The following is a 25,490-nucleotide window of genomic DNA, read 5'->3' as shown; positions in this document are numbered from 1 at the left end:
GCCCCCGGAGCGCGCCTCCCCCTCGACGCGCGACGGGGCCGCGCGCGCGAGAAAGATCAGGACCCATGCCCAGGCGGACAGACATTTCCTCCATCCTGATCATCGGCGCCGGTCCGATCGTCATCGGCCAGGCGTGCGAGTTCGACTATTCGGGGGTGCAGGCCTGCAAGGCGCTGAAGGCCGAGGGCTACCGGGTGATCCTGGTCAACTCGAACCCGGCGACGATCATGACCGACCCGGAGATCGCCGACGCGACCTACATCGAGCCGATCACCCCGGAGATCGTCGAGAAGATCATCGCGAAGGAAAAGCCGGACGCCCTGCTGCCGACCATGGGCGGCCAGACGGCGCTGAACACCGCCCTGGCGCTGGAGGCTTCCGGGGCCCTCGCGCGCCACGGGGTCGAGATGATCGGGGCCAAGGCCGAGGTCATCGACAAGGCCGAGGACCGCCAGAAGTTCCGCGACGCCATGGACCGGCTCGGGCTGGAGAGCCCGCGCTCGCGCGCCTGTCATACCCTCGACGAGGGCATGGAGGCGCTGGAGTTCGTCGGCCTGCCGGCGATCATCCGCCCGTCCTTCACCCTCGCCGGCACCGGCGGCGGCATCGCCTACAATGTCGAGGAGTTCCGCGAGATCGTCGAGCGCGGCCTCGACCTGTCGCCGACCACCGAAGTGCTGGTCGAGGAGAGCGTCCTCGGCTGGAAGGAATACGAGATGGAGGTGGTCCGCGACCGGGCGGACAACTGCATCATCGTCTGCTCCATCGAAAACGTGGACCCGATGGGGGTGCACACCGGCGACTCCATCACCGTCGCCCCGGCCCTGACCCTGACCGACAAGGAATACCAGCGCATGCGGTCCGGCTCGATCGCCGTGCTGCGCGAGATCGGGGTCGAGACCGGCGGCTCGAACGTGCAGTGGGCGATCAATCCGAAGGACGGCCGCATGGTCGTCATCGAGATGAACCCGCGCGTGTCGCGCTCCTCCGCCCTGGCGTCGAAGGCCACCGGCTTCCCCATCGCCAAGGTCGCCGCCCGTCTGGCGGTCGGCTACACTCTCGACGAGCTGCAGAACGACATCACCCAGGTGACGCCGGCCAGCTTCGAGCCGTCGATCGACTATGTCGTCACCAAGATTCCCCGCTTCGCCTTCGAGAAGTACCCGGGCTCCGAGCCCTATCTGACCACCTCGATGAAGTCGGTCGGCGAGGTCATGGCCATCGGCCGGACCTTCCAGGAGTCGATGCAGAAGGCCCTGCGCGGGCTGGAGACCGGCCTGACCGGCTTCGACGAGATCGAGATCGACGGCGTGGCCGGGGCCGGGGACGACGCCTCCGCCCGCGCGGCGGTGATCCGGGCGCTGGGTCAGCCGACCCCGGACCGTATCCGCGTCATCGCCCAGGCCTTCCGCCACGGCCTGACCGTCGAGGAGGTCGAGGCGGCCTGCGCCTACGAGCCCTGGTTCCTGCGCCAGATCGCCGACCTCGTGCGGGAAGAAGGCCACCTGCGGGTCAAGGGCCTGCCGGAGACCCCAGCGGACCTCCGCCGCCTGAAGGCCAAGGGCTTCTCCGACGCCCGCATCGCGAAGCTGACCGGCGGCAGTGAAGCCGATGTGCGCAGCGCCCGTCGGGCGCTGGGCGTCCGGCCGGTGTTCAAGCGCATCGACACCTGCGCCGCCGAGTTCGCCTCGGCCACGGCCTACATGTACTCGACCTACGAGACCGGGGCGCTGGGTCAGGCGCCGGCCTGCGAGGCCGAGCCCTCGACCCGCCGCAAGGCCATCATCCTCGGGGGCGGCCCCAACCGCATCGGCCAGGGCATCGAGTTCGACTACTGCTGCTGCCACGCGGCCTTCGCCTTCGCCGACATCGGCGTCGAGTCGATCATGGTCAACTGCAACCCCGAGACCGTCTCGACCGACTACGACACCTCCGACCGGCTCTATTTCGAGCCGCTGACGGCCGAGGACGTGCTGGAGCTGATCGACGTCGAGCGTTCCACCGGCCACCTGATCGGCGTGGTGGTGCAGTTCGGCGGCCAGACGCCGCTCAAGCTGGCCCATGCGCTGGAGGCCGATGGCGTGCCGATCCTTGGCACCAGCGTCGACTCCATCGACCTCGCCGAGGACCGCGAGCGCTTCCAGCAGATGCTGCAGGCCATCGGCCTGAAGCAGCCGCCGAACGCTCTCGCCCGCTCGGCCGAGGAGGCCGCGGAGAAAGCCGAACAGGTCGGCTATCCGGTCGTGCTGCGCCCCTCCTATGTGCTGGGCGGCCGCGGCATGATGATCGTCCACGACCGCGAGCAGCTGGACCGCTACGTGCACGAGGCCATGCAGGTCTCGGGCGACGACCCGGTGCTGATCGACCACTATCTGAACCGCGCCACCGAGGTCGATGTCGACGCCCTGTGCGACGACGACACGGTGTTCGTGGCCGGCGTGCTGGAGCACATCGAGGAGGCCGGGGTGCACTCCGGCGACAGCGCCTGCTCCATGCCGCCGCACTCGCTGCGCCCGGAGATCGTCGCCGAGCTGAAGCGCCAGACCGAGGCCATGGCCCGCGCCCTGAAGGTGCGCGGCCTGATGAACGTGCAGTTCGCCATCGAGGAGCCGCACTCGGACGCGCCGCGCATCTTCGTGCTGGAGGTCAATCCGCGCGCCAGCCGCACGGTGCCGTTCGTGGCCAAGACCATGGGCGCGCCGGTCGCCGCCATCGCCGCCAAGGTCATGGCCGGCGAACCGCTGGCCGGCTTCGGCCTGACCGACCGGATCCTCGACCATATCGCCGTCAAGGAAGCGGTCTTCCCCTTCGCCCGCTTCGCCAATGTCGACACGGTGCTGGGCCCGGAGATGCGCTCGACCGGCGAGGTCATGGGGCTCGACTTCCGCCGCGACGGCGAGGCCGACCTGGCCCCGGCCTTCGCCCGCGCCTTCGCCAAAAGCCAGATCGGCGGCGGCACCAGGCTGCCGACCTCGGGCTGCGCCTTCATCTCGGTCAAGGACGACGACAAGCCGTTCATCCTCGACGCCGCCCGCACCCTGCTGGCCCAGGGCTTCAGCCTGATCGCCACCGCCGGCACCCATGCCTGGCTGACGGCCCAGGGGCTCGAGGTCGGCCTGGTGAAGAAGGTGCTGGAGGGTCGCCCGCACATCGTCGACGCCATGAAGAACGGCGAGGTGCAGCTGGTCTTCAACACCACGGAGGGCAAGCAGTCCCTGTCGGACAGCTTCTCCATCCGGCGCTCGGCCCTGATGATGAAGATCCCCTACTACACCACCGCCTCGGGGGCCGACGCCGCCGCCCGCGCCATCGCCGCCATCAAGGCCGGCGAGCTGGATGTGAAGCCGGTGCAGGCCTACGCCTGAGCCGGCCTCGCCGCCCCGAGCAACCGCCTCAGGAACTCGACATCCGACCAGGCGGGGCTGCGGCCGCGCAGGGCGTCCAGCACGCCCGCGCTCTGGCGAACGACCACCAGCTCGCGCTCGGGGATCAGATAGAGCCGCTGGTGGCCGGCCCCCGCGGCCATGCGCACCTCCAGACCGGCGAGCCGGGCGAAGGCGTCCGCGTCGATGCCGGACCGGGGCCCCGGGGGGACCAGGCCCGGCCGCGGCAGCCACCAGGTCAGGCCATAGCCGGGATTGGCCGGGGACGGCGCGAAACAGGCCGCGAGCGCCGCCGGGTCGACGAGGCCGCGCCCGCCGTCCTGCACCATCTGGCCGAAGCGGGCCCAGGCGGTGGCGGTCAGCTGCGCCCCCGAGGGCAGGTTCGGCTGTCCCGCCTGACGGCGCCAGCCGCCCACCTCGACCCCGGCGGGGTCCAGCAGGCGGCGCTGCAGGAAGGCGAGCACATCGTCCGGCTGCCCGGCGGCGACGAGCTTGCGCCGCACGATCTCGCCGAACGCCTGGAAGGGCGTCGGGCCATAGCGGAAGACGCCGGGCGCCTCGGCCGGAAAGGCGATCGCCGCGGCATAGGTCGGCGGCCGGCCGATCGGGCCGCCCGCCACCCCCGACGCCAGCTGCAGCAGGGTGCGGATCGTCGCCTGCGCCTTGACCGGATCGTCACGCCATTCGGTCAGGGTGTCGGCGCAGCGCGCGTCGAGCGTCAGCCAGCCGTCCTGCACCAGCGCCGCCGCCAGCACGCCGCAGAAGCTCTTGGTCCCGCTGGCCAGCTCAAGGGGGCGCTCGGCGCCGTCCCGATGGGCGCGGAACACCTCGCGCCCGCGCTCCAGAACCAGCAGGGACACGCCCCCCGCGGCGGCCGAGTAGTCCGCGGCCGCGGCGAACCGGTCCTGCGCCCGGGAACGGGCCGGGGCGACGACCCCGGCGGCGGCAAGGCCGGTCATCAGACGGCGACGGGTCAGCAGGATCATGGCAGCGACCTCCTCCTGCCCTTGAACGCCGCGCAGAGCGCTATCCGGGGACTCAGATCCCCGCGCCGGCTTCCTTTTCGGCCTCGTGGTCGCCGCCCTCGACGATGCGGGCGGCGGCGAGGTCGGCGGTGACATTGCCGATGGTGCGGAAGATGTCCGGGATCACCTCGACCGCCAGCAGCAGCGGCAGCAGCTCGACCGGCACGCCCATGGCGATGCAGATCGGGGCGATGGAGGCGAAGAAGCTGACCTGGCCCGGCAGGCCGACCGAGGCCACACTCACGGCAAAGGCGACGATGCCGCCGATCAGGATCTGCTCCAGCCCGATCGGGATGCCGAACAGCTGGGCGCAGTAGAGCACCACCGCCAGGTTGGCGACCGGGCTGGTGATGCGGAACACGGCCACGGCCAGCGGCAGCACAAGGCCGGCGGTCGCCGAGGAGACCCCGAGATGCCCACGGGCGCGGTCGACCATGGCCGGCAGGCTGGCCAGAGAGCTCTGGGTCGAGAAGGCCACGGCCTGGACCGGCGCGGCGGCGACCGCGAAGCGGGCCAGGGACACCCGGCCGAAGGTGATGGCGACGGCATAGACCAGCAGGATCAGGCCCAGCTGGCACAGCACCACGATCGAGATGTAGTGGCCCAGCGTGCCGGCGGCGCTCAGGCCCGTGCGCAGCCCGACCCCGAATGACAGGGCGAAGACGCCAAGCGGAGCGGCCAGCAGCACCCAGTGGACGATGACGATCATCGTCTCCGACACCGCCTCGAAGAAGGTGGTCATCGGCTGGCGCAGCCGGTTGGGCAGGCGGGTGGAGGCGAAGCCGAAGGCGATGGCGAAGACGACGACGCCCAGGATGGCGTCCTCGGCCGCGGCCCGGATCGGGTTGGAGGGCGCCAGCGTCTGCAGGAAGGCGGTCAGGCCGTCGCCCTCGACGCTGCGCAGCACCTCCCCGGCGCGACCGGCGGTGGCGGCGGCCAGCGCCTGTCCGCCCTCCGGGTCGATCGGCCAGACGCTGAGCCAGCCGAGCGCGGCGGCGAAGGCGTAGAGGATGGCCCCGACCAGCAGCAGGAAGAACACCGTCAGGGCCTTCATCGCCATCCGGCCCGAGGCGGCCGCATCGGCGATCGAGGCGATGCCGACGACCAGCAGGGAGAAGACCAGCGGCACGATGGTCATGCGCAGGGCGTTGAGCCAGAGACTGCCGAGGGCCTCGATGGCCCGCGCCGTCCCGGCCCCGCCCGGCAGGCCGTTGACCTGGGCCGCCGCCCCGGCCCCGAGGCCGAGCGCCAGCGCCAGAAGGACGAGGAAACTCAGGGAGGTGAACAGCCCGCGACGGCGGGGAGAGGTGCTCTGCATGGGGCTCCGCTTAGCATGCCGGGCGACCCGCGCCGCCACGCCGAAAAACTGAAATGGGCTTTACGAACGCTGCGCCGACCGTGACCATAGGCCGGACAGCGGAGGCTTGCCCATGATCATCGTCCATCACCTCGCCGACAGCCGGTCGCAGCGGGTGATCTGGCTGCTGGAAGAGCTTGGGCTACCCTACGAGGTGAAGCGCTACGAGCGCGACCCGGCGACGCGGCTGGCCCCGGCCGAGCTGAAGGCCATCCACCCCCTCGGCAAGTCGCCGGTGCTGGAGGATGGCGCAGTCAAGGTCGCCGAGACCGGAGCCATCGTCGAGTATCTGCTCGACACCCATGGCTATGGCCGTCTGCGGCCAGCGCAGGGCACGGAGGCGCGTCGCCGCTTCACCTACTGGCTGCACTACGCCGAGGGCTCGGCCATGACCCCGCTGCTGCTGGCCCTGGTGTTCAGCATGCTGCCGACCCGCGCCCCGGGGCTGCTGCGGCCGCTGGTGCGCCAGATCTCGGCCAAGGCCATGGCCGGCTTCATCACGCCGCAGCTGAAGCTGCACAGCGCCTACTGGAACGACGAGCTGGCGGCGACCGAATGGTTCGCCGGCGACCAGTTCACCGCCGCCGACATCATGATGAGCTTCCCGCTGGAGGCGGCGGCGACGCGGACCATCGACGTCAACGCCCTGCCCCATGTGAAGGCCTTCCTCGAGCGCATCCACGCCCGCCCCGCCTACCAGCGCGCCCTCGAGGCCGGCGGCGAATACGCCTACGCGTGAGGGCGCGGGTCAGCGGTTTCTTCACGGAGAGCACAAAGGCGAAAGCCACAAAGGGCACAGAGGCGTTGCGCGCTTCGCGCCGCAGGCGCCTTGACGTCACCCGGCCATAGGACAGGCGCTCCGCGCCAACTTCACTGCGACCTTTGTGTCCTTCGTGCCTCCCCGTGCTCTCCGTGATGAACCTGCAAGGCCCCCCCGCCTCAGCTGGCCAGGGTCTCCTGGAAGCGGACCGGGCGGCCGGCGGCGGGGCCGATCAGTTCGTCGTCGCGCATGACGGTGCGGCCGCGCACGATGGTCATGACCGGCCAGCCGGTCACCTCCATGCCGTCGAACGGGGTCCAGCCGCAGCGCGTGGCCATGTCGGCGTGGCGCAGGGTGCGGCGAGCCTTCAGGTCGACGATGGTCAGGTCGGCGTCATAGCCCTCGGCCATGCGGCCCTTGCCGGCGATGCCGAACACCCGCTGCGCCCCGTGGCTGGTCAGGTCGACGAAACGCTCCAGCGTCATCCGCCCCTCGGCGACGTGGTTGAGCATGACCGGCACCAGGGTCTGCACCCCCGGCATGCCCGACGGCGAGGCCGGATAGGGCCGCGCCTTCTCCTCCAGCGTATGCGGGGCATGGTCCGAGCCCAGCACGTCGGCCACCCCGTGGGTGATGGCGCGCCACAGGCCGGCGACGTGGCCGGCGTCGCGGATCGGGGGGTTCATCTGCGCCAGCCCCTTGAGCCGCTCGTAGGCCTCGGGCGCCACCAGCGTCAGATGCTGCGGCGTCACCTCGACCGTGGCCACATCCTTGTTGTGCGACAGGAACTCGATTTCCTCGGCCGTGGTCACGTGCAGCACGTGGATGCGGGCGCCGGTCTCGCGCGCCAGCCGCACCAGCCGGTGCGTCGACTGGATGGCGCTCTGGGCGTCGCGCACCTCCGGGTGGCTGGTCCAGTCGCCGGTGCGGGCCAGCGGCCGGCGCTCGGCGAGGCGGTACTCATCCTCGGAGTGGAAGGTGGCGCGGCGCTTCACATGACGCAGCACCTCGCGCACGCCGTCGTCGTCGGCCACCAGCAGGGTGCCGGTCGAGGCGCCCATGAACACCTTGACGCCGCAGCAGCCCGGCAGGCGCTCCAGCTCGCCCAGCAGGCGCGCGTTCTCGTGGGTGCCGCCGACGTAGAAGGCGTGGTCGGTCCACATGCGGTCGCGGGCGCGGGCCAGCTTGTCCGCGAGCGCCTCCGGGTCGGTCGTGGCCGGCTCGGTGTTGGGCATCTCGAACACGGCCGTGACGCCCCCCAGCGCCGCGGCGCGGCTGCCGGTCTCGAGGTCTTCCTTCCACTCCAGCCCGGGTTCGCGGAAGTGCACCTGGGTGTCGATCACGCCCGGCAGGACGGTCAGGCCCGTGGCGTCGATCACCTCGCCGGCCGAGGCCTGGCCCAGGTCTCCGACCTTGACCACGCGACCGTCGATGACGCCCACATCGGCGAGCCCGCGCCCGGCGTGGTTCACCACCTCACCGCCGCGGACGATGAGGTCGAAGGTCGTGGTCATTTGCGGCTCCGGACGAGAAGGTTTCGAGCGACCTGCAGCACCCTCTCGGCCGGCAGGTCCATCATGTGCTGAATGGCCTGATTGAGGCCCGGGTCAAGAGCCCGGAACTCGTCGAGGCTGCGCGGTCCGCGCACCGCCTCGCCGCCCCACGGCCCGGTGCGGGTCTCGTCGGAGGGGCCATAGACCGCGACGGCGGGCGTCCCGGCCGCGACCGCCAGCTGGGTCCAGATCGAGTCCGCGCCGATATAGAGCGTCGCGCGCGACAGGGCGGCGGCCGTTTCGAGCCGGGTCAGCTTGCCCTGGGCCTCGATGGTGCGGTCGCGCGAGGTGGCCAGCCGGATGCTGTGGGCCGCATCCCGGTCCACCTCCTCGCCGACGATCAGCAGCCGGCCGCCGGCCAGCGGACCGTCGTCGGCCAGAAGCGCCGCGGCCACCTTGGCGAAGCGCTCGGCCGGCCAGCGCCGCCCGATCCACTCCACGCCCGGCCCGATGGCGAGGATGGGGCGATGGTCCGGCCGCACCAGGGCGTCGGCGGCCGCGAGGGTCGCCTCGCCGAAGAACAGGCGGGGGGCGGGCGGCGTCTCCAGCTGGAGCACCCGGGCCGCCGAGACCACCGCATGCAGGGGCTCCGGATCCGGCGTGCGCACCGCGCGCTTGCGCCGACGCAGCTTGTCCGACACCGGCCCGCCGCGCAGGTCGACGATCAGCCCCCAGCGCGTGCCACGCACCTGGTTCCACAACTTCAGCCAGTCGAACGCCTTCTCTCCGTCCAGGACGATCAGGCGATCGAGCCGCGGCGTATCGGCGAACAGCGGGGCGCTGGCGGCGGAGCCGACGACGGTGAAGGTCGCCCGCGGCATCTGCTCGACGAGATACCCCAACACGCCCGATGACAGGACCGCCGCCTCCACGTCGGCCTCGGCGATGTACAGGATGGGAAAGGGCCCGCTCATCGGTTCAGCCTTACGCGGATTCTGTCGCCAGAATGAGGCCGCACTGTTAGGGTGGCCAATGCTTCCTCTTGTCCCGGATCGCACCTGCGGCGGCTGCACCGAGTGCTGCCGGGCCATTCCGCTCAGCCTGCCGGAACTGTCGAAGCCGACCGGCAAGCTGTGCGCCTACGCCGTCGAGGACGGCGGCTGCTCCGTCCACGCCATCCGGCCCGAGGCGTGCCGCACCTGGTTCTGCCTGTGGCGCGTCGTCGACCTGCCGGAATCGTGGCGGCCCGACCGCTCCGGCGTGATCCTGCGCCCCGACGGTCTGATCGAGGGCCGCATCACGATCCACGTCGAGCGGCCGAACGAGTTCCTCGGCGGCGACGGCTTCTTCCTGGCGGTGTCGCAGTGGATGGCCGACGGCCTGCACATCGCCGTCAGCGTGCCGGGCCCGGTCGGGACCTTCCCGGCCATCGCCGACGCCACCGCCTATCTGCGCCCGCCAGTCGAGGCCGGCGATCCGGCCGAATTCCTCGCCCGCCTGCTGCGCCTGCTCGACAGCCTGTCCCGCCACGACTTCGAGCCCGACGGGCTGGTCGAGCACTACGCGGTGAAGTGAGCGGCGCTCTCCTCCCCCATAGCGCAGCGTATGGGGGAGGGGGACCGCGCGCAGCGTGGTGGAGGGGGCGACCGCTGGCGCCGCGCCTGAACTCGCCCCCTCCACCGCCTTCGGCGGTCCCCCTCCCCCGGGCCACGGGGAGCGATGCACCGGCTGCGCTCCTGCTCCCTTCCCCCTCGATGGGGGAAGGGCCGGGGATGGGGGTGGGAGCGCCAGGGCTTGAGGACATGGCGCGCGAGGCGGCAGCGCCTCCTGCACCCCTCCGCATCGGTCGCGCCCCCACCCCCACCCCACCCTCCCCCATCGAGGGGGAGGGCTTTGGCGCTCACGGCCGCCCCCTCCCCTTCTGCCGCCCCTGCCCCGCGCCTATCTTGCCATCATGCCCGTCGCCCGCCTGAGCTCTCGCGCCCTCGTCCGCGTGTCCGGACCGGACGCCCGGTCCTTCCTGCACGGCCTGCTGACCCAGGATGTCGAGACCCTCGCGCCGGGCGCCCTGCGCTTCGGGGCCCTGCTGACGCCCCAGGGGCGGATGCTGTTCGACCTGTTCCTGTGGGGCGAGGCGGACGCCGTGATCCTTGACGTCGCCGCCGACCGGCGCGCCGCCCTCATGCAGCGGCTGAGCCTGTACCGCCTGCGGGCGCAGGTGGAGATCGCCGCCGACGACCGCCCGGTGCTGGCGGCCTGGCCCGATGTTCCGGCCGGGTTCGTCGCGGATCCCCGGCTGGCGGCGCTGGGCGGCCGGGCCCTCGGCGAGGTCGCGGCGCCCGACGCGGAAGAGGCCGCGTATCAGGCCCACCGCCTGTCGCTTGGCGTGCCCGACCCGACCCTCGATCTCGACGAGAGCACCTACCCGATCGACGGCGGCCTCGACCGGCTCAACGGCATCGACTTCGCCAAGGGCTGTTTTATCGGCCAGGAGACCACCAGCCGGATGAAGCGCCGCGGCGAGATCAAAAAGCGCATGCTGCCACTCACCTTCGACGGTCCGCCGCCGCCGCCGGGCGCCGAGGTGCTGAACGGCGAGCTGCGCGCCGGCGAGGTGCGCACCGGGCTCGACGGCGCCGCCATCGCCCTGCTGCGACTGGACCGGCTGGTCGGCGAGCTCACCGTCGAGGGCCGGCCCGTCAGGGTGCGGACGCCGGTGTGGCTGGAGGGTTAGCCGCCTAGCTTGGCGACGGATAGCGCACTGATCCTCAAGATCAGAGTGGGCTTATGCCCCCCGGGCCTCCCCGCCAGTAATCGGCGCGCTTGGCTGCTCCGACCCGGTCTTCGGCGGGCGTGCGCAAAATGAGCGCGCCCGGATGAGGATCCCGTGGATCCGCTCGCGTCGGCATCTGCCAGTCCAGCCTGCAAACGCGACAGCTGCGCTTGTCGATGAATACGGAAGACGCGTGGTTGAGAGAGGGTTCGCCCGCCGGTGTCCACTGCTGGACCATCACGGAAGACCCCTGGTCGTAGACCTCGAAGCCGAGATCGCGCTGGGCAGGATACGGCGACCGGGTAGCGATCGCATGTTTCGCTGTTTCGACGTAGTCGCAACGCTCAACAGTCGGCCCGGTGCATCCCGGGGCAGCGACATTGGCAGTCATGAGCAGGCCGAGGCCAGCCAGGATCACCAGCAAACCGAAACCCGGCCACCCCAGACTGGCGATCAGTTTTCCGCTGTTCACGCGTGGTGTCCCGGCGCAGCCCTCTCCAAGGACACAGTACCACCCCAGCGACACCTTTGGGCTACCCTCCCCCCATGACCGACTCACGCTGCGCCTGGTGCGGGACCGATCCGCTGTATGTCGCCTATCACGACACCGAGTGGGGCGTACCCGAGTACGACCCGCGCGCCCTGTGGGAGAAGCTGGTGCTGGACGGGTTCCAGGCTGGTCTGGCGTGGATCACCATCCTGAAGAAGCGGGAGGCGTTCCGGGCCGCCTTCGACGGCTTCGATCCGGACAGGGTCGCCCGCTACGGCGAGGCCGACCGGGCCCGGCTGCTGGGCGATGCGGGAATCGTCCGCTCGGGCGCCAAGATCGACGCCGCGATCCGCGGCGCGCGCATCTGGTGCGACATGCGCGAGCGCGGCGAGGACTTCTCGGCCTTCCTGTGGGACGTCGTCGACGGGCGGCCGGTGCAGACCGGCGCAACGACGATGGCCGAGGTGCCGGCGCAGACGCCGACCTCCGTGGCCATGGCCAAGGCGCTGAAGGCGCGCGGCTTCAGCTTCTGCGGCCCGGTCATCACCTACGCCTTCATGCAGGCCACCGGCATGGTCAACGACCACGTCCACACCTGTTTCCGCCATGCCGAGGTGAAGGCTATGGGCGGGCGATGAGCAAGGCCCGGCCGATTCCGACCCTGACCCTCGAGACGCGGCTCTCCGGGCGCGTCTGCGGGCCGGTGTGCGGTGTCGACGAGGCGGGGCGGGGTCCCTGGGCCGGCCCGGTATCGGCGGCGGCGGTGATCCTGTCGCCGGACCGCCTGCCGGCCGGGATCAACGACTCCAAGGCGCTGACAGCAAGGCGGCGCGACGCCCTCGAGGCGGAGATCAAGGCCTGCGCTGTCGGCTGGGGCGTGGGCTTCGCCTCGGTCGAGGAGATCGAGGCGCTGAACATCCTGCAGGCCACGGGCCTGGCCATGCGCCGGGCGATCTCGGCGCTGGAGGTGGCCCCGGCGGCGGCGCTGGTGGATGGCAACTACCGCTTCGAGCTCCCTTGCGAGGTCGAGACCGCGGTCGGCGGCGACCGCCTCAGCCTGTCGATCGCGGCCGCCTCGATCCTCGCCAAGACGGCGCGGGACCGGCTGATGATGGAGATGGACGCCCTCTATCCGGGCTACGGCTTCGCCGGGCACAAGGGCTACAGCGCCCCGGCGCATCTGGCGGCGCTGAAGGCGCTGGGGCCGTCGCCGATCCACCGTCGAAGCTGGGCGCCGATCCGCGCCTTGCTGGCGCCGGAAACCGTCTAGAGGGCGAGGGCGGAGCCCAGCAGCGCCCCGAGCAGGGCGGCGGCCACGCCACCCCCGCCGACGATCATCCAGCGCGGCGTCGGCGCAGATGGACTCTCCCCGGCGTCATTGGCCGGGGCGCGGGACGTGCGCGGATAGCTGGGCGCGCGCCACGCGACCGGATCGAAAGCATCCGCCGCGCGCCGCAGCCGCAAGCTCGCGCCGGACACGCCGAACGTCTGGTCATGCTGTGGAGGTGAGGCCACGTCGCTTCCGTCCATGCTCGCCGAACGCCCATCAGAGCCGTCTCGTTCCGGGGCGGTCAAGCGCGCGCACGGGGTTCAGGCCGCGCGACGTGACGACAGTGGCTCGCCGACCACGAACAGGCGCTCGACGTTGCGCAGGCGCCCCACCGCGCCGACCTTCACGCCGCGGCGATCGTGGATGCCGATGCGCGCCCCGACATAGCGCGGCCGCTCGACCTCGATCACCTGGACAGGCCCACGCGACTCCAGCATCTGCATCAACGTCGGCAGGTCGACGAAGCCCTCGTCATTGAACGACACAATCAACCGCCGGCACGGCAGGCGGGTGATCACGTCCCGCAGCGCGGGCGCGATGCCGTGCTTGAAATTGAAGGGGCTTTTGCGGGTCCGGCAATCGACGCGCTTGTTGGCGAGGCCATAGGTCTCGGGCCGGTCCCACAGCACGAGGCTCTCCCAGATATGGTAGTTCCCCAGATAGGAATGGTGGTTGTAGGGCGGATCCAGGTAGACGAGGTCGGCCTCGACCTCATGGGCGATGTCCAGCACGTCGGCGCGGGTGGCGCGGCACGGTCCCGAGGCGGAGCGCGGCAGCAGTTCCGGCACGCGAAGCCGGATCGGGTTGAGCGCGCGCGGGGCCCAGCTCTTCATGAAGGCCATCTGCACCCCGGCAGTGGAATCGACCTTGTCCGCCGCCTGGATCAGGCTGGTCAGGGCGATGGCCTCCAGCTCGGGCTCCAGATGCAGGGCGGCGATGTGCTCGCGCACCGCGTCGATGACGGCGCCGTTGTCCGGATGGAAGAAGCGCGCCTGTTCGCAGAAGGTCTCGGTGAACCAGCCCGGGCGCGGCGGCAGCGCCGCCAGCTCCGCGATCAGCCGCGACGCGCGATCGCCCCAGACCTCGAGATCGGCCTGGACGAGGGCCGTGGCGAGAGTGGCCGCATAGGCGTTGACGTCATTGGACCAGACGGCGAGGCCGCGCTGCTTCAGCGCATGGCTGACGCGGGCGGACCCTGAAAACAGGTCCGCGACGGTTCCGCCGTCCGGCAGCAGGGCCGAGACAGCCGCCGTGAGCGGCTCCATCACCCCGCGCTTGGACCCGATGTATTTGATCACCGGCGCAGCATGCGGCCGGGGCGAGGCGATTCACAATCCCCGCCCCGGCGACGCGACGCCGGCTCAGCGCAGCTCGACCTCGAGGGTGTAGGCGCCGGTGTCGCGCCCCAGGCTGCTGGCGCGCACCGAATAGATGCCGTCCTCGTCGAAGGTGTACTGGATGCGGCTGTTCAGGCTGCCCGCCCCGTCGTCGTCACGGGCCAGTTCCGCCCCGTCGCAGCTGACGCCGGTGTAGAGCTTCAGATAGGCGTCGAAGTCGGTTGAGGAGTGGGTGATGGTCACCGCCTGGCCGTTCAGGGCGCCGAAGGTGAAGCAGTCGAAATAGGCGCCGCCGCCGGGCTCGGCCCGGTCGCCGGCCTCGAGGTTGCCGTACTCGGTGCCGCGCAGCAGCACGCGGGTCGGCAGGGCCGTCGTGCCGCCCCCGGCGCCGCGCGAGCGCACGCCGAGGATGGTGTAGCGACCGGTGTCGCCATCGCTCAGCGAGGTGGCGCGCACGAGATAGCGGCCGGAATAGTCGAAGGAATACGACAGGCGCGAATTCAGGCCGATGCCCTCACCGTCGTCATTGGTGCCGAACACGCTCATGCTGCTGCCGCAGCCCGAACCGCTGCCGATCGCCAGGAAGGCGTCGAAGTCCTCGGACTGCAGGGTGATGGTCCAGGTGTCGCCCGCCTGGGCGTCGATGGCGTAGCAGTCGTAGAAGGCCCCATCGACCTGCGGGTCGCTGGTCTGCAGCCGCCCGTTCTGGACGATCTGGTCCTGCAGGGCCGACTGGGCCTGGGCGGCGCCCGCAGCGAGCGCGAGCAGGCTGGCGGCGGCCACGGCGGCCGTCATGCGCTTGATCATGTTGAATTCCCCTCTGGTCGTTGCCCCCAAGTGACGCAACCTTGGCCGTCGCCGGCGGTCATTGCAACCGCGGTTATGCGACATCCGGCTGCAGCGGCGCCCGCCTCAGGGCGGCGAGATCGCCTGAACCGGTGCAGAAGCAGACCGTGCGTAGCTGGCGCGCGACCCCCTCAAAATGGGTCACTACCGCCTCGGTCGAGACGGTCGCCGCCGCCAGCACGCCGGCCGCCTGGCCGACCAGATCGGCGCCCAGCCGGAGCGCCCGGGCGACGTCGAGGCCGTCGCGGATGCCGCCGGACCCGATCAGTCCGATGTCCGGACAGGCGGCGCGCACCGCCTGCAGCGAGGCCGCCGTCGACAGGCCCCAGCTGGCGAAAGCCAGGGCGTGGGCCTTGTCCGCCGGGTCGGTGGCGCGCTCGCCCTCGATCAGGCCCCAGTTGGCCCCGCCGGCCCCGGCCACGTCCAGCGCCGCCACGCCCATGTCCGCCAGTCGCCGCGCCGTCGCCGCCGACAGGCCGGCCCCGGTCTCCTTGACCACCACCGGGGCGTCGAGCCCGCGGACGAGGGCCTCCAGCGCCGCCGCCACGCCGCGCCAGTCGCGGTCGCCCTCGGGCTGGCAGGCCTCCTGCAGCGGATTGAGGTGCACGATCAGGGCGTCGGCGCCGATCATGTCGAGGGCGCGGCGGGCGGCGTCGAGGCCGAAGCCGCGGGTCAGCTGGGCGGCGCCGATATTGGCGAGGATCGGGACACCCGGCGCACGATCCCGCAGGCCGCGGTTCAGCCCGCCGGCGCCGCCATCCTCCAGCGCCGAGCGCTGCGAGCCGACCGCGAGGGCGATGCCGAGCTGCTGCGCCGCCTCGGCCAGCCGGGCGTTGATGGCCTCTGCGCGCGAGGGGCCGCCGGTCATGGAGCTGATCAGCAGCGGCGCCTTCAGCCGTCGGCCGAGAAAGGTCGTCCCGAGATCGATGGCGGCATGATCGAGGTCCGGCAGGGCCTCATGCACGAACCGAACCCGCTCCAGCCCGGTGGTCAACGCATGCCGCCCGCCGCCGGCGAGGACAACGTCCAGATGCTGGTCCTTGCGATCGACAGTCCGACTCATGGGTCCATCCGCGCCTTCGGGTCGCGCTGGCGGTCGATAGCCTGAAAGGCTAGGAGATGACCATGCCCTGGATCGCCTTCACCCTGCTGACCCTGGCGGTGTTCTTCCTGATGGAGGGCGTCGCCTGGTGGTCGCACAAGTACATCATGCACGGCTGGGGCTGGGGCTGGCACCGGGATCACCACGAGCCGCACGACAAGCCGCTGGAGGTCAATGATCTCTACGCCGTGGTCGGCTCGGTGGTGGCCATCACCCTGTTCGTCATCGGCTGGGCCACGGGGCTGTGGTGGGTCTACGCCATCGCCACCGGCGTGACCCTGTATGGCGCCGTCTACGCCTTTGTGCACGACGGCCTGGTGCACCAGCGCTGGCCGTTCCACTTCATGCCGAGGAACGGCTACGCCCGTCGCCTCGTCCAGGCGCACAAGCTGCACCATGCGGTGCAGACGAAGGACGGCGCGGTCTCGTTCGGCTTCGTCTTGGCGCCCGACCCGCACAAGCTGCGGGCGAAGCTGAAGGCCCTGCGCGCGGCGCGGAAGACGGATGCGTGAACCCCTCTCCCTCCCCTTCAAGGGGAGGGTGGCTGAGGCCGCAGGCCGAAGCCGGGTGGGGGCGGCGCGGCGACCCTGCGACGTCGGTTGCGTGACCTTGCAGCTCAAGGGATCACAGCGACCACAACGGGCCCTGTGCAGCGGGGCGCGCAGCGCATTCCATGGAAGGGCCAGCAGGGCAATCGCCTGCGGCGCCGTCCTGCGACGCCGCCGTGCCCTCCGTGCCTTCCTCTGTGATCTCCGTGATGAACCTTCGACGGTCGCCACGACAGCCAGGCGTCGGCGCCGACACCCCTCATCCGTCATGCTCCGCATGACACCTTCTCCCGCAAGGGGAGAAGGGGCGAACGGCCGGCGCCGCTCTCGTCGTCCCTACACCCGCGTCCACATGTCGGGGCGGTCCGGCGCGGGCCGTCCGCGATCCAGCAGCCGCGTCCAGAAGGCGATCAGCAGGCCGCGGCTGAAAAGCCACAGCTTCGCGCCCTTGCCGACCACGGCGCGACGGTCCCAGACGCGGGGGCCGTCGCGGACCACCTTGCGGCCGATCTCGCGATAGACGCCGCGCGCCGCGGCGATGGCCAGGGACGAACGGAACGGCAGCGAACGGAGGCCCTCGCGGGCGCTGTCGTAGTAGGGCTCGGCCACGTCGAGCAGGCGGCGCGCCACGTCATGCACGGCCGCGCGGTTGGCCGGGTCGGCGACCGCTTCCGGCGTCGGCGTCAGGCCTGCCTCGACCAGCCATTCGGAGGGCAGATAGACGCGACCGTTGCGGGCGTCCTCGATGACGTCGCGGCTGATGTTGGTCAGCTGGAAGGCCAGGCCGAGATCCTGGGCGCGGCGCAGCACCAGCGGGTCGGACGCCCCCATCACCCGGGCCATCATCACCCCGACCACCCCGGCCACATGCCAGCAGTAGGCCAGCACATCCTCGAGGGTGCGATAGGGGGTCTGGGCCACGTCCATGGCGAAGCCGTCGATCAGATCCAGCGGCCAGCGCTCGGGCAGCTGGTGGCGCAGGGCCACGCGCTGGAAGGCGGCGAAGGTCGGATCGGCCATGGTCTCGCCGGCCAGGGCCCGGCGCGTCAGGTCGTAGAGCCGCGCCAGCCGGCGCTCCTGCTCCTCGCGGCTCAGCGCCTCCTGGCCATGCCCGTGGTCCTGCCCGTCGATCTCGTCGTCGCAGCGCCGGCACCAGGCGTAGAGCAGCCAGGCGTCCTCCCGCACCTGCGGATCGAACAGCCGCGAGGCGGAGCGAAAGCTCTTCGACCCGCGGGTGATCGATTCCTTCGAGGCGGCCAGGACGGCGTCGGTCATGGCAGGGTCTTGAGGTCCTCGAGCATCAGGCCGGCGGTGGCCTTGGCGGAGCCCACCACGCCAGGAATGCCGGCGCCCGGATGGGTGCCGGCGCCGACAACATACAGGTTCGGCACGCGGTCGTCGCGGTTGTGGGTGCGGAACCAGGCGCTCTGGGTCAGGATCGGCTCCAGCGAGAAGGCCGAGCCGAGGTGGGCGTTGAGGGTGTCCTCGAAGTCGTCCGGCGTCCAAAGACGATGGGTGACCAGATCCCGCTTGAGGTTCGGAATGTACCGCGCCTCGAGGTAGTCCATGATCTTGTCCGCATAGCGCGGGCCCTCGACGGACCAGTCGATGTCGGCCGCCCCGAGGTGGGGCACGGGACTGAGCACATAGAAGGTCGAGCAGCCCTCCGGCGCCATCTCCGGATCGGTGGCGCACGGGCTGTGCAGATAGAGCGAGAAATCGTCCGGCAGGGTCGGCCCCTTGAAGATCTCGCCGATCAGCTCGCGATAGCGCGGCCCGAAGCAGATGGTGTGGTGGGCCAGCTGCGGGTGCTTCGCCTTCAGGCCGAAGTGCAGCACGAACAGCGACATGGAGAAGCGCTTGGACTTCAGGTCGCGCGCCTTGGCCTGGCCGCGGGCGGTGTGGCCCAGCAGCCTGTCGTAGGTGTGCACCACGTCAGCGTTGGAGGCGACCATGTCCGCCGCGATCGTCTCGCCGCTGTCCAGCGTCACGCCCGTGGCGCGACCGTCGGCCATCTCGATGCGGGCCACCGGCGCGTTCAGCCGCACCACCCCGCCCATGTCCTCGAAGGCGCGCACAAGCCCGGCGATCAGCGCGCCGGTGCCGCCGCGCGCGAACCAGACGCCACCCCGCCGCTCCAGCGCATGGATCAGGGCGTAGACCGAGCTGGTCTTGAACGGGTCGCCGCCCACCAGCAGGGTGTGGAAGCTGAAGGCCTGCCGCAGGTGCGGGTCCTGGATGTAGCGGGCCACCATGGCGTGGACGCTGTTCCAGCTCTCCAGCCGCGCCAGCTCCGGCGCCGCCTTGATCATCGACCAGAAGCTCTGGAACGGGACCGCTCCGAGCTTGATGTAGCCCTCCTGGTAGAGCTCCTCGGAATAGGCATGGAAGCGGTTGTAGCCGTCGACATCGGCCGGGTTGAAGGCCGCGATCTGGCGCTCCATCGCCGCCTGGTCGTCGTTGTAGTCGAAGCTTTTCCCGTCCTCCCAGCACAGGCGGTAGAAGGGATCGACCGGCATCAGCTCGACATAGTCGGACAGCTGTTTGCCGGTGCCGTCGAACAGCTGGGTCAGGCAGTCCGGATCGGTGATGACCGTCGGGCCGGCGTCGAACTTGAAGCCCTGGTCGTTCCAGACGTAGGCGCGGCCGCCCGGCTTGTCGCGCTTCTCGACAAGGGTGGTCTGCACCCCCGCGCGCTGCAGGCGAAGGGCCAGGGCGATGCCGCCGAAACCGGCGCCGATGACCACTGCGCGGCGGGCCGTGACGTCTCTCATGGGGTCTGACTTTCGCCTGTCTCGCGCAGTTCGCGCAGAGCTTTTCGGATAGGTACGGGGGGTTTTCCCGCCAGGATGCGGGCCTTGTCCAGCACGGTGGAGCGGCCTGCGTAGAACCGCCGCACGAGGCCTTCGGGCAGGCCGTAGAAGCGCTCCAGCACCCGCCAGCGCGCCTCCGGTTCGGCCGCCCGGAACAGCATCCGGTCCAGCAGGCGGTAGAAGCCGCGCCGGCGCCACAGGTCGCGAGAGCGCGTTTCCAGCAGCCCCCTGAGCGCCGCGCCATCGAGCGATGGCGACGCGGCCACAAGGGCGGCGGTCTCGACCGCGTCGGGCAGGGAGTAGCCGGTCGTCGGGTGGAACAGGGCCGCCGCCAGACCTGCCCGCGCCACACCCGGCGCGCCGGCGCTCCAGAAGGCGTCCATGTCGCCGTCGAGGGCGATGGGCAGGATGCCCTCCTCCTCCTCGACCACCGCCGCGACGCGCCAGCCGCGCGACAGGGCGTAGGCGTCGATGCGGCGACGCAGGGCCTCGCGATCCAGCGCCGGACCGTCGGCGTAATAGGTGTCCTCGACCAGCACCGTGTGCGCGTCGAACGGCAGCAGATAGACGAAGCGGTAGGCCCCGTGCTGGGCCACCGTGGCGTCCATGATGGTCGGGCGGGTCAGGCCATGCGGGGCCTCGAGGCGCAGGGTGCGGCCGAGGAAGACCTGCCAGCCCAGTTGCAGCTCCGGCGACGGGCCTGGCCCGCGTGCATCGACCACGCCCCGCGCCGTCAGGGTGCGCTGGTCCGCCAGCCGCACCGTCGTCGGCGACAGATCCACCGCCTCCGCTGCGATCAGCCGATCGCCCAGCAGCGGCCGCACGGCGGCGTCGAGCCGCTCCGCCGTGAGGCTGTTGTAGGGCGTGCGCAGGACCCGCGAGCGGTTGGGGAAATGCACCTCGTAGCCGTCGGCCCAGCGGTGGGCGATGGCCGGCGTCAGCCAGACCCGGTCCGCGTCAGAGACGTCGCCGTCGAAGAAGGACCAGGTGTGACGGCCGCCCAGCCGGCCCTCGCGCTCGACCACGGCCACGCGCAGGTCCGGCCGCGCAACCGCCAGACGCCAGGCGATCAGGCTGTTGGCCAGCCCGCCGCCGACCAGGATCAGGTCGAACTCGGTGTCGGCGGGCACGGACGCGGTCCTCAGGGCTTGGGGTCGACCCTCAGGATGTAGGGTCCCAGCTGCTTGGCGTCGAAGCCCTGCGCCCGGATGACGTAGACGCCGTCTTCCCGCGCGGTCCAGTCGAGACGGGCGTGGGTGTCGGACAGGCCATCGTCGTCGCTGGATGTCGCCATGAAGGGCTCAGCCTCCGGACCGATCGCGACCACGGCGTCGAAGTCGTTGGACGCCATGATGATGCGGATGGCCTCGTCGGCCTTCAGCCGGATGCGATAGGCGTCGAAATAGACGCCGTCCTGCAGCCCGTCGTCCTCGCTGAGCACGCCGCGCGCCACGCCGCCGACAAGGATGCTGCCGGGCGCCGGCGGCGGACCGCGGTCCAGCGTCTCCAGCGCATAGAGGCCGGTGGCCTCGCCGCCGAGCGGCGAGACCCGGAGCAGGTAGGCCCCGTCTGTCTCCGGCACGAAGTCGAGGCGGGAGTTGAAGCCCTCGCCCAACCCGTCGTCATCCTCCGCCAGCGGCAGAAACTCGCCGTCGGCCGCGGAGAGTCGCAGATAGCTGTCGAAGTCTCCGGACCGCAGGATGGCCTGGAAGCGCCGACCGGCCTGAAGCTCGAGCCGGAAATCCTGATAGTGGCGCCGCTCCTCGTCGCGCGGGCTGTCATCGGTCAGCTCGCCGCTGTGATTACGGCCGACGGCCAGATCGAGCGGCGGCGGCGGCGGCGCGACCGTTTCCAGCGCGACGGTGTAGCGGCCCTCGCCGCCATCGAGGAAGGCCCGGACCTCGATCAGATACTCGCCCGCCGTCGCGAGGGTCTGGGTGATCCGGGAATTGGTGCCGACGTCGCCGCCGTCGTCGTCCTCGGCCACCAGCGACCCGTCCGGCCCGATCAGGGACAGATAGGTGTCGAAGTCGTCCGAGCCGAGCGAGACCTGCACCCGGTCGCCGGCGGCGCCGGTGAAGGCGTAGACCTCGGCGCGATACCCTTCGGCCGTCACCGGCGCATCGGCGGTCAGCTCGCCCGAGCGGCTGTCGCCCACCGCCAGCGTCGTGCGCGGCGGCGGCGGCGGCGGCACGGTGCGCGTCAGTCGGTAGGCGCCGAGCGCGCCGCCGCCGAGCGGCCGGGCCCGGACAACATAGTCGCCCGCCTCCGGGGCGGTGAACACGAGCCGGGAATTCAGCCCGAGGCCCGGCGCGTCATCGTTGCGCGCCAGCTCCACGAACCCCCCGTCGGTCTCGCGGCCCACGAGGAGCAGGGCGTCGAAATCCTCGGACTCGAGGGTGAACATGTCGCGCTGGCCGTCCGCCGCCGAGAAGACGAAGGCGTCGAAGGCGGCGTCAAACTCGTCCACCGGGTCGCCCTCGGCGATCTCGCCGGAGACCGGGTCATCCAGACCGATCGGCTTGGGGCTCGGCGCCGGCGGCGCGGGCGCGCGCTCGCTCAGCGTCAGGGTGTAGGGCCCGCCCTCCAGCCCGCCGAGGGCCCGGGCGCGCAGCACGAAGCGGCCGCTGTAGGGGGCCGTGAACCGCAGACGGGAGTTGAAGCCTTCGCCGAGGCCGTCGTCGTCCCACGCCAGCGCCTCGCCCTCGCTCCCGTCCACGGCGAACATCTCGAGGTAGGCGTCGAAATCGTCGGCGCGCAGGGTCGCCTCCAGCCGCTGCCCGACCGCGGCGTCGACCGCATAGTCGTCGTAGCGATAGCCGTCCCGCTGACGGTCGGCCGCGGTCAGGGCCCCGTTGATCACGTCGCCGACGCCGAGGGGCGCAGGGCTCTGGGCGATGGCCCCGCCGGCCATGGCCAGGGTCAGGGCCGCCGCAGCGGTGGCGGCCAACAGGGTGCGGCGCATGGCGAGTCTCTCCGAACGGACGCGCGATCATAGACGCCGAACCCCCGCCTCTGTAAACGCGCCGCGTGCCTTTCAGGTCAGAGTTCCGGAGCCCCGCCATGGCCGACGCCCCCGTCCCCGCGCGCCGCATCGACGGCAAGGCCTTCGCCGAGGGCCTGCGTCAGCGCGTCGCCGCCGCCGCCGCGCGGCTGCAGGCTGACCACGGCGTCCAGCCCGGACTGGCGGTGGTCATCGTCGGCGAGGACCCGGCCAGCCAGATCTATGTGCGCAACAAGGGCGAGCAGACCGCGGCCGCGGGCATGCGCTCGGACACCCACCGCCTGCCGGAGAGCACCTCGCAGGCCGAGCTGCTGGCGCTGATCGCCGACCTCAACGCAGACCCGGGTATCCACGGCATCCTCGTGCAGATGCCCCTGCCCGGCCACATCGACTCCGCCGCCGTGCTGGACGCCATCGCCCCGGCCAAGGACGTCGACGGCTTCCATGTGGTCAACGCCGGACGGCTGGCGGTCGGCCTGCCGGCCCTGACCCCCTGCACGCCGCAGGGCGCCATCCTGCTGCTGCGCGACACGCTCGGCGACCTTTCCGGGCTGGAGGCGGTCGTCGTCGGCCGCTCCAACATCGTCGGCAAGCCGATGGCCCAGCTGCTGCTGGCGGAGAACTGCACCGTGACGGTGGCGCACTCCCGCAGCCGCGACCTGCCCGCCGTCTGCCGCCGCGCCGACATTCTGGTGGCCGCGGTCGGCCGGCCCGAGATGATCCGCGGCGACTGGATCAAGCCGGGCGCGACGGTGATCGACGTCGGCATCAACCGCGTGCCCTCGGCCGATCCGGTCAAGGCGGCGGCCGGCGGCACCCGCGTGGTCGGCGATGTGGCCTATGCCGAGGCGGCGGCGGTCGCCGGCGCGATCACGCCGGTGCCGGGCGGCGTGGGCCCCATGACCATCGCCTGCCTGCTGGCCAACACCTATGTCGCCGCCTGCCGCGCGGCCGGCGTGGAGCCCGAAGTCCTCGGCTGAGCACGGCGACTGTCGCAAACCCGCGCTTGAACCGGGTGGAGCTGCGCTGATACCTCTAGGGGCACAACACCCGGGAGGATGGGGCATGGTCGGACTTCAGCGGCGTCTCACGGTGATCGCAGCCATCGCGGCCCTCGCGCCGCTGACCGCGGCCTGCGGCGTCAACGCCATCCCCGAGCAGCAGGAACGGGCCGAGGCGGCGTGGGCCGACGTCCAGAGCCAGTACCAGCGGCGCGCGGATCTGGTGCCGAACCTCGTCGCCACGGTGCAGGCCTCGGCCATCCAGGAGCGCACCACCCTGACCCAGGTGACCGAGGCCCGCGCGCGCGCCACCTCGATCAACCTCGACGCCTCGGACCTCAGCAACCCCCAGGCCTTCCAGCAGTACCAGGCCGCCCAGGGCGAGCTGTCCAGCGCCCTGTCGCGCCTGCTGGTGACGGTCGAGGCCTATCCGCAGCTGCAGGCCAACCAGAATTTCCTCGCCCTGCAGTCGCAGCTGGAAGGCACCGAGAACCGCATCCAGATCGCCCGGCGCGACTACAATGAGGCGGTGCGCCAGTACAACACGACCCTGCGTGTGTTCCCGACGGTGATCTGGGCCAACACCATCCACGGCGGTTCGGAGCCGATGCAGCTGTTCACGGCCACGGCCGAGGCCCAGACCGCCCCGACGGTGAACTTCAACCTCGAGGCCCCGCCCGCCGCCGCGGGCGCGCCGGGCGGTGGCCAGCCGCCGGTCACGCCGGGCGCGGCGCCGGGAGCCTGATGACCCTGTTCCGGCGGCTCGCCGCCCTCCTGCTGATCCTGATGCTGGCGGCCGCCCCGGCGGCGCTGGCGCAGACATCGCCGACCTTCCCGACCCTGACCGGCCGGGTGGTCGATGAGGCGGATCTGCTGTCGCCGGAGACCGAGGCTGCGCTGGAGACGCGGCTGGCGCAGCTGGAGACCGACACCTCGGACCAGCTGGTGGTCGTCACGGTGCGGACCCTTCAGGACCTCGAGATCGAGGACTACGGCTACCGCCTGGGCCGGGCATGGGGCATCGGCCAGTCCGAAACCGACAACGGGGTGCTGTTGATCGTCGCCCCGGTCGAGCGGCGCGTGCGGATCGAGGTCGGCTACGGGCTGGAGCCCATCCTGACCGACGCCTGGTCGGCCCTGACCATCCACAACGACATCCTGCCGCGCTTCCGCGAAGGCGCCTATGAGGGCGGCATCCTCGCCGGGGTCGAGGCGATCGAGGGTCAGCTGCGCGCCGACCCGGCCGAGGCCCAGGCGCGCGCGGCGGCGGTCGAGGCCCCGCGGGCCGAGGCGCCGGCCGGTCCGGCCATCGTGATCGCCCTGGTGTTCCTGTTCCTCTTCCTCGGCCTTGTCGGCGGAGGTCTGCGCGGTCGCCGGCGTCGCAGCTCCGGCCTTGGCCCGGTCATCGCCTGGACCGTCCTCGACGCGCTCAGCCGCGGCGGCGGCAGGGGCGGCGGATTTGGTGGCGGCGGCTTCGGCGGCGGCGGGTTCGGCGGCGGAGGCGGCGGCTTCGGCGGCGGCGGCGCCTCGGGAGGCTGGTGATGCGGGTGAGCGAACAGGATCAGGCGCGCATCGCCGCGGCCATCGTCGAGGCCGAACGCTCGACCTCGGGCGAGATCTTCTGCGTGCTGGCCCGGCGCGCCGCCGGCTGGCAGGACGTGGCGCTGGCCTGGGCCGCCGCGGCCGCGCTGATCCTGCCGCTGGGGCTGATTCCGCTGGGCTTCGACGCCGCCTGGTTCCCCGGCATGGGCGAGAACTGGGAAGCGGCCCATACGGCGGCCCGCGACGTCACCATCGGCCGCACGCTGGCCGCCTACGGGATCGCCCAGGCGGCCGTGTTTCTCGCGGTTCTTCTGGCGCTGCAGTTGCCGGGCCTCCGGCGCATCATGGTCCCCGGTCCGCTGCGGCGGGCCCGGGTGCACCGCGCCGCGATGGAGCAGTTCCTCGCCCACGGGATCCACGTCACCGAGCAGCGCACCGGCGTGCTGATCTACGCTGCGCTTGAGGAGCATGTGGTCGAGGTCGTCGCCGACCGCGGCATCTACAGCCGCGTCGACCCGGCGATCTGGAGCGAGGTGATCGAGCAGCTGGCCCGTCGCCTCAAGCAGGGCCGCGCCGGGGATGGCTTCGTCGAGGCCGTCAGCCGCTGCGGCGCGGTTCTGGCGGAGCACTTCCCGCCGGGCGCGCGCAATCCCGATGAACTGCCCAACCACCTGATCCAGCTGTGA

At 71.4% G+C, this 25,490-nt stretch carries 24 protein-coding genes; 11 read left to right on the top strand and 13 right to left on the bottom strand.

What is annotated here, in order from left to right:
• The first annotated feature begins 65 nt into the window (after positions 1–65).
• Positions 66–3,365, top strand: coding sequence for a carbamoyl-phosphate synthase large subunit (gene carB / locus VGN74_RS01470; RefSeq protein WP_327445586.1), 3,300 nt, complete (start codon positions 66–68; stop codon positions 3,363–3,365).
• Here the strand turns inward: carB and VGN74_RS01465 are convergent.
• Together VGN74_RS01465 and VGN74_RS01460 are read right to left on the bottom strand one after the other, a co-directional pair.
• A complete protein-coding gene (locus VGN74_RS01465; RefSeq protein ID WP_327445585.1) occupies positions 3,356–4,369 on the bottom strand; it encodes a serine hydrolase domain-containing protein in 1,014 nt (337 codons plus the stop codon). The two genes, carB and VGN74_RS01465, sit on opposite strands and share 10 nt — an antisense overlap.
• A 52-nt stretch (positions 4,370–4,421) precedes the next feature.
• A complete protein-coding gene (locus VGN74_RS01460) occupies positions 4,422–5,726 on the bottom strand; it encodes a dicarboxylate/amino acid:cation symporter (RefSeq protein ID WP_327445584.1) in 1,305 nt (434 codons plus the stop codon).
• A gap of 112 nt (positions 5,727–5,838) precedes the next feature.
• On the opposite strand from VGN74_RS01460, the gene VGN74_RS01455 reads away from it, so the two are divergent.
• The gene (locus tag VGN74_RS01455; protein WP_327445583.1) at positions 5,839–6,504 is read left to right on the top strand and encodes a glutathione S-transferase; all 666 of its coding nucleotides are present in this window, start codon (positions 5,839–5,841) and stop codon (positions 6,502–6,504) included.
• Between the two features lie 200 nt (positions 6,505–6,704).
• On the opposite strand, the gene VGN74_RS01450 is transcribed toward VGN74_RS01455, so the two are convergent.
• Both VGN74_RS01450 and VGN74_RS01445 read right to left on the bottom strand, forming a co-directional pair.
• Complete coding sequence (locus VGN74_RS01450) at positions 6,705–8,039, bottom strand: dihydroorotase (protein WP_327445582.1); 1,335 nt, start codon at positions 8,037–8,039, stop codon at positions 6,705–6,707.
• On the bottom strand, positions 8,036–8,992 hold the full coding sequence (locus VGN74_RS01445) for a glycosyltransferase family 9 protein (RefSeq protein WP_327445581.1): 957 nt from the start codon (positions 8,990–8,992) through the stop codon (positions 8,036–8,038). Before VGN74_RS01445 ends, VGN74_RS01450 begins: the two co-directional genes overlap by 4 nt.
• A 58-nt stretch (positions 8,993–9,050) precedes the next feature.
• On the opposite strand from VGN74_RS01445, the gene VGN74_RS01440 reads away from it, so the two are divergent.
• A complete protein-coding gene (locus VGN74_RS01440; protein WP_327445580.1) occupies positions 9,051–9,593 on the top strand; it encodes a hypothetical protein in 543 nt (180 codons plus the stop codon).
• 379 nt (positions 9,594–9,972) lie between these two features.
• Positions 9,973–10,752, top strand: coding sequence for a folate-binding protein (locus VGN74_RS01435; RefSeq protein ID WP_327445579.1), 780 nt, complete (start codon positions 9,973–9,975; stop codon positions 10,750–10,752).
• A 40-nt stretch (positions 10,753–10,792) separates the two neighbouring features.
• On the opposite strand, the gene VGN74_RS01430 is transcribed toward VGN74_RS01435, so the two are convergent.
• Positions 10,793–11,263 (bottom strand): hypothetical protein, encoded by a 471-nt coding sequence (locus VGN74_RS01430; RefSeq protein WP_327445578.1) that lies wholly within the window; start codon positions 11,261–11,263, stop codon positions 10,793–10,795.
• Between the two features lie 74 nt (positions 11,264–11,337).
• Between VGN74_RS01430 and VGN74_RS01425 the strand changes: the two genes are divergently transcribed.
• Positions 11,338–11,919 (top strand): DNA-3-methyladenine glycosylase I, encoded by a 582-nt coding sequence (locus VGN74_RS01425; RefSeq protein WP_327445577.1) that lies wholly within the window; start codon positions 11,338–11,340, stop codon positions 11,917–11,919.
• The gene (locus VGN74_RS01420) at positions 11,916–12,551 is read left to right on the top strand and encodes a ribonuclease HII (RefSeq protein ID WP_327445576.1); all 636 of its coding nucleotides are present in this window, start codon (positions 11,916–11,918) and stop codon (positions 12,549–12,551) included. The genes VGN74_RS01425 and VGN74_RS01420 overlap by 4 nt, the downstream gene beginning before the upstream one ends.
• Here the strand turns inward: VGN74_RS01420 and VGN74_RS01415 are convergent.
• The 4 genes from VGN74_RS01415 to fni all read right to left on the bottom strand — a co-directional run bounded on the left by VGN74_RS01415 (position 12,548) and on the right by fni (position 15,857).
• Positions 12,548–12,796, bottom strand: coding sequence for a hypothetical protein (locus VGN74_RS01415; protein WP_327445575.1), 249 nt, complete (start codon positions 12,794–12,796; stop codon positions 12,548–12,550). The genes VGN74_RS01420 and VGN74_RS01415 overlap by 4 nt on opposite strands.
• Before the next feature lie 75 nt (positions 12,797–12,871).
• A complete protein-coding gene (locus tag VGN74_RS01410) occupies positions 12,872–13,909 on the bottom strand; it encodes a DNA adenine methylase (protein WP_327445574.1) in 1,038 nt (345 codons plus the stop codon).
• Positions 13,910–13,972: 63 nt separating this feature from the next.
• Positions 13,973–14,755 (bottom strand): hypothetical protein, encoded by a 783-nt coding sequence (locus VGN74_RS01405; protein WP_327445573.1) that lies wholly within the window; start codon positions 14,753–14,755, stop codon positions 13,973–13,975.
• A gap of 73 nt (positions 14,756–14,828) precedes the next feature.
• Positions 14,829–15,857: a type 2 isopentenyl-diphosphate Delta-isomerase gene (gene fni / locus VGN74_RS01400; protein ID WP_327445572.1), complete on the bottom strand. Its 1,029-nt coding sequence runs from the start codon at positions 15,855–15,857 to the stop codon at positions 14,829–14,831.
• Between the two features lie 62 nt (positions 15,858–15,919).
• Here fni and VGN74_RS01395 point away from each other — a divergent pair, with 62 nt between their 5' ends.
• Positions 15,920–16,408 (top strand): sterol desaturase family protein, encoded by a 489-nt coding sequence (locus VGN74_RS01395; protein ID WP_327445571.1) that lies wholly within the window; start codon positions 15,920–15,922, stop codon positions 16,406–16,408.
• Positions 16,409–16,780: 372 nt separating this feature from the next.
• On the opposite strand, the gene VGN74_RS01390 is transcribed toward VGN74_RS01395, so the two are convergent.
• From VGN74_RS01390 to VGN74_RS01375, 4 genes are read right to left on the bottom strand one after another with little or no spacing between them, the layout of a single operon-like run.
• Positions 16,781–17,719 carry a phytoene/squalene synthase family protein gene (locus VGN74_RS01390; protein WP_327445570.1) on the bottom strand — a complete coding sequence of 313 codons (939 nt, stop codon included), beginning with the start codon at positions 17,717–17,719 and terminating at the stop codon, positions 16,781–16,783.
• Complete coding sequence (locus tag VGN74_RS01385; protein WP_327445569.1) at positions 17,716–19,218, bottom strand: phytoene desaturase; 1,503 nt, start codon at positions 19,216–19,218, stop codon at positions 17,716–17,718. The genes VGN74_RS01390 and VGN74_RS01385 overlap by 4 nt, the downstream gene beginning before the upstream one ends.
• Positions 19,215–20,387 carry a lycopene beta-cyclase CrtY gene (crtY, locus tag VGN74_RS01380; protein WP_327445568.1) on the bottom strand — a complete coding sequence of 391 codons (1,173 nt, stop codon included), beginning with the start codon at positions 20,385–20,387 and terminating at the stop codon, positions 19,215–19,217. The genes VGN74_RS01385 and crtY overlap by 4 nt, the downstream gene beginning before the upstream one ends.
• Positions 20,388–20,398: 11 nt before the next feature.
• Complete coding sequence (locus VGN74_RS01375; RefSeq protein ID WP_327445567.1) at positions 20,399–22,222, bottom strand: PPC domain-containing protein; 1,824 nt, start codon at positions 22,220–22,222, stop codon at positions 20,399–20,401.
• 98 nt (positions 22,223–22,320) lie between these two features.
• Here VGN74_RS01375 and folD point away from each other — a divergent pair, with 98 nt between their 5' ends.
• From folD to VGN74_RS01355, 4 genes are all read left to right on the top strand, one after another.
• Positions 22,321–23,241: a bifunctional methylenetetrahydrofolate dehydrogenase/methenyltetrahydrofolate cyclohydrolase FolD gene (folD, locus tag VGN74_RS01370; protein WP_327445566.1), complete on the top strand. Its 921-nt coding sequence runs from the start codon at positions 22,321–22,323 to the stop codon at positions 23,239–23,241.
• A gap of 85 nt (positions 23,242–23,326) precedes the next feature.
• Positions 23,327–24,007 carry a LemA family protein gene (locus tag VGN74_RS01365; RefSeq protein WP_327445565.1) on the top strand — a complete coding sequence of 227 codons (681 nt, stop codon included), beginning with the start codon at positions 23,327–23,329 and terminating at the stop codon, positions 24,005–24,007.
• Positions 24,007–24,804: a TPM domain-containing protein gene (locus VGN74_RS01360; protein ID WP_327445564.1), complete on the top strand. Its 798-nt coding sequence runs from the start codon at positions 24,007–24,009 to the stop codon at positions 24,802–24,804. Before VGN74_RS01365 ends, VGN74_RS01360 begins: the two co-directional genes overlap by 1 nt.
• Positions 24,804–25,490 carry a TPM domain-containing protein gene (locus VGN74_RS01355; RefSeq protein WP_327445563.1) on the top strand — a complete coding sequence of 229 codons (687 nt, stop codon included), beginning with the start codon at positions 24,804–24,806 and terminating at the stop codon, positions 25,488–25,490. Before VGN74_RS01360 ends, VGN74_RS01355 begins: the two co-directional genes overlap by 1 nt.

Origin of the sequence: Brevundimonas sp. (genome assembly GCF_035998205.1) — a bacterium.
Lineage (GTDB): Bacteria > Pseudomonadota > Alphaproteobacteria > Caulobacterales > Caulobacteraceae > Brevundimonas.
Note: the sequence above shows the minus strand (reverse complement) of the source record. Positions and strands in the feature narration are given on the sequence as shown.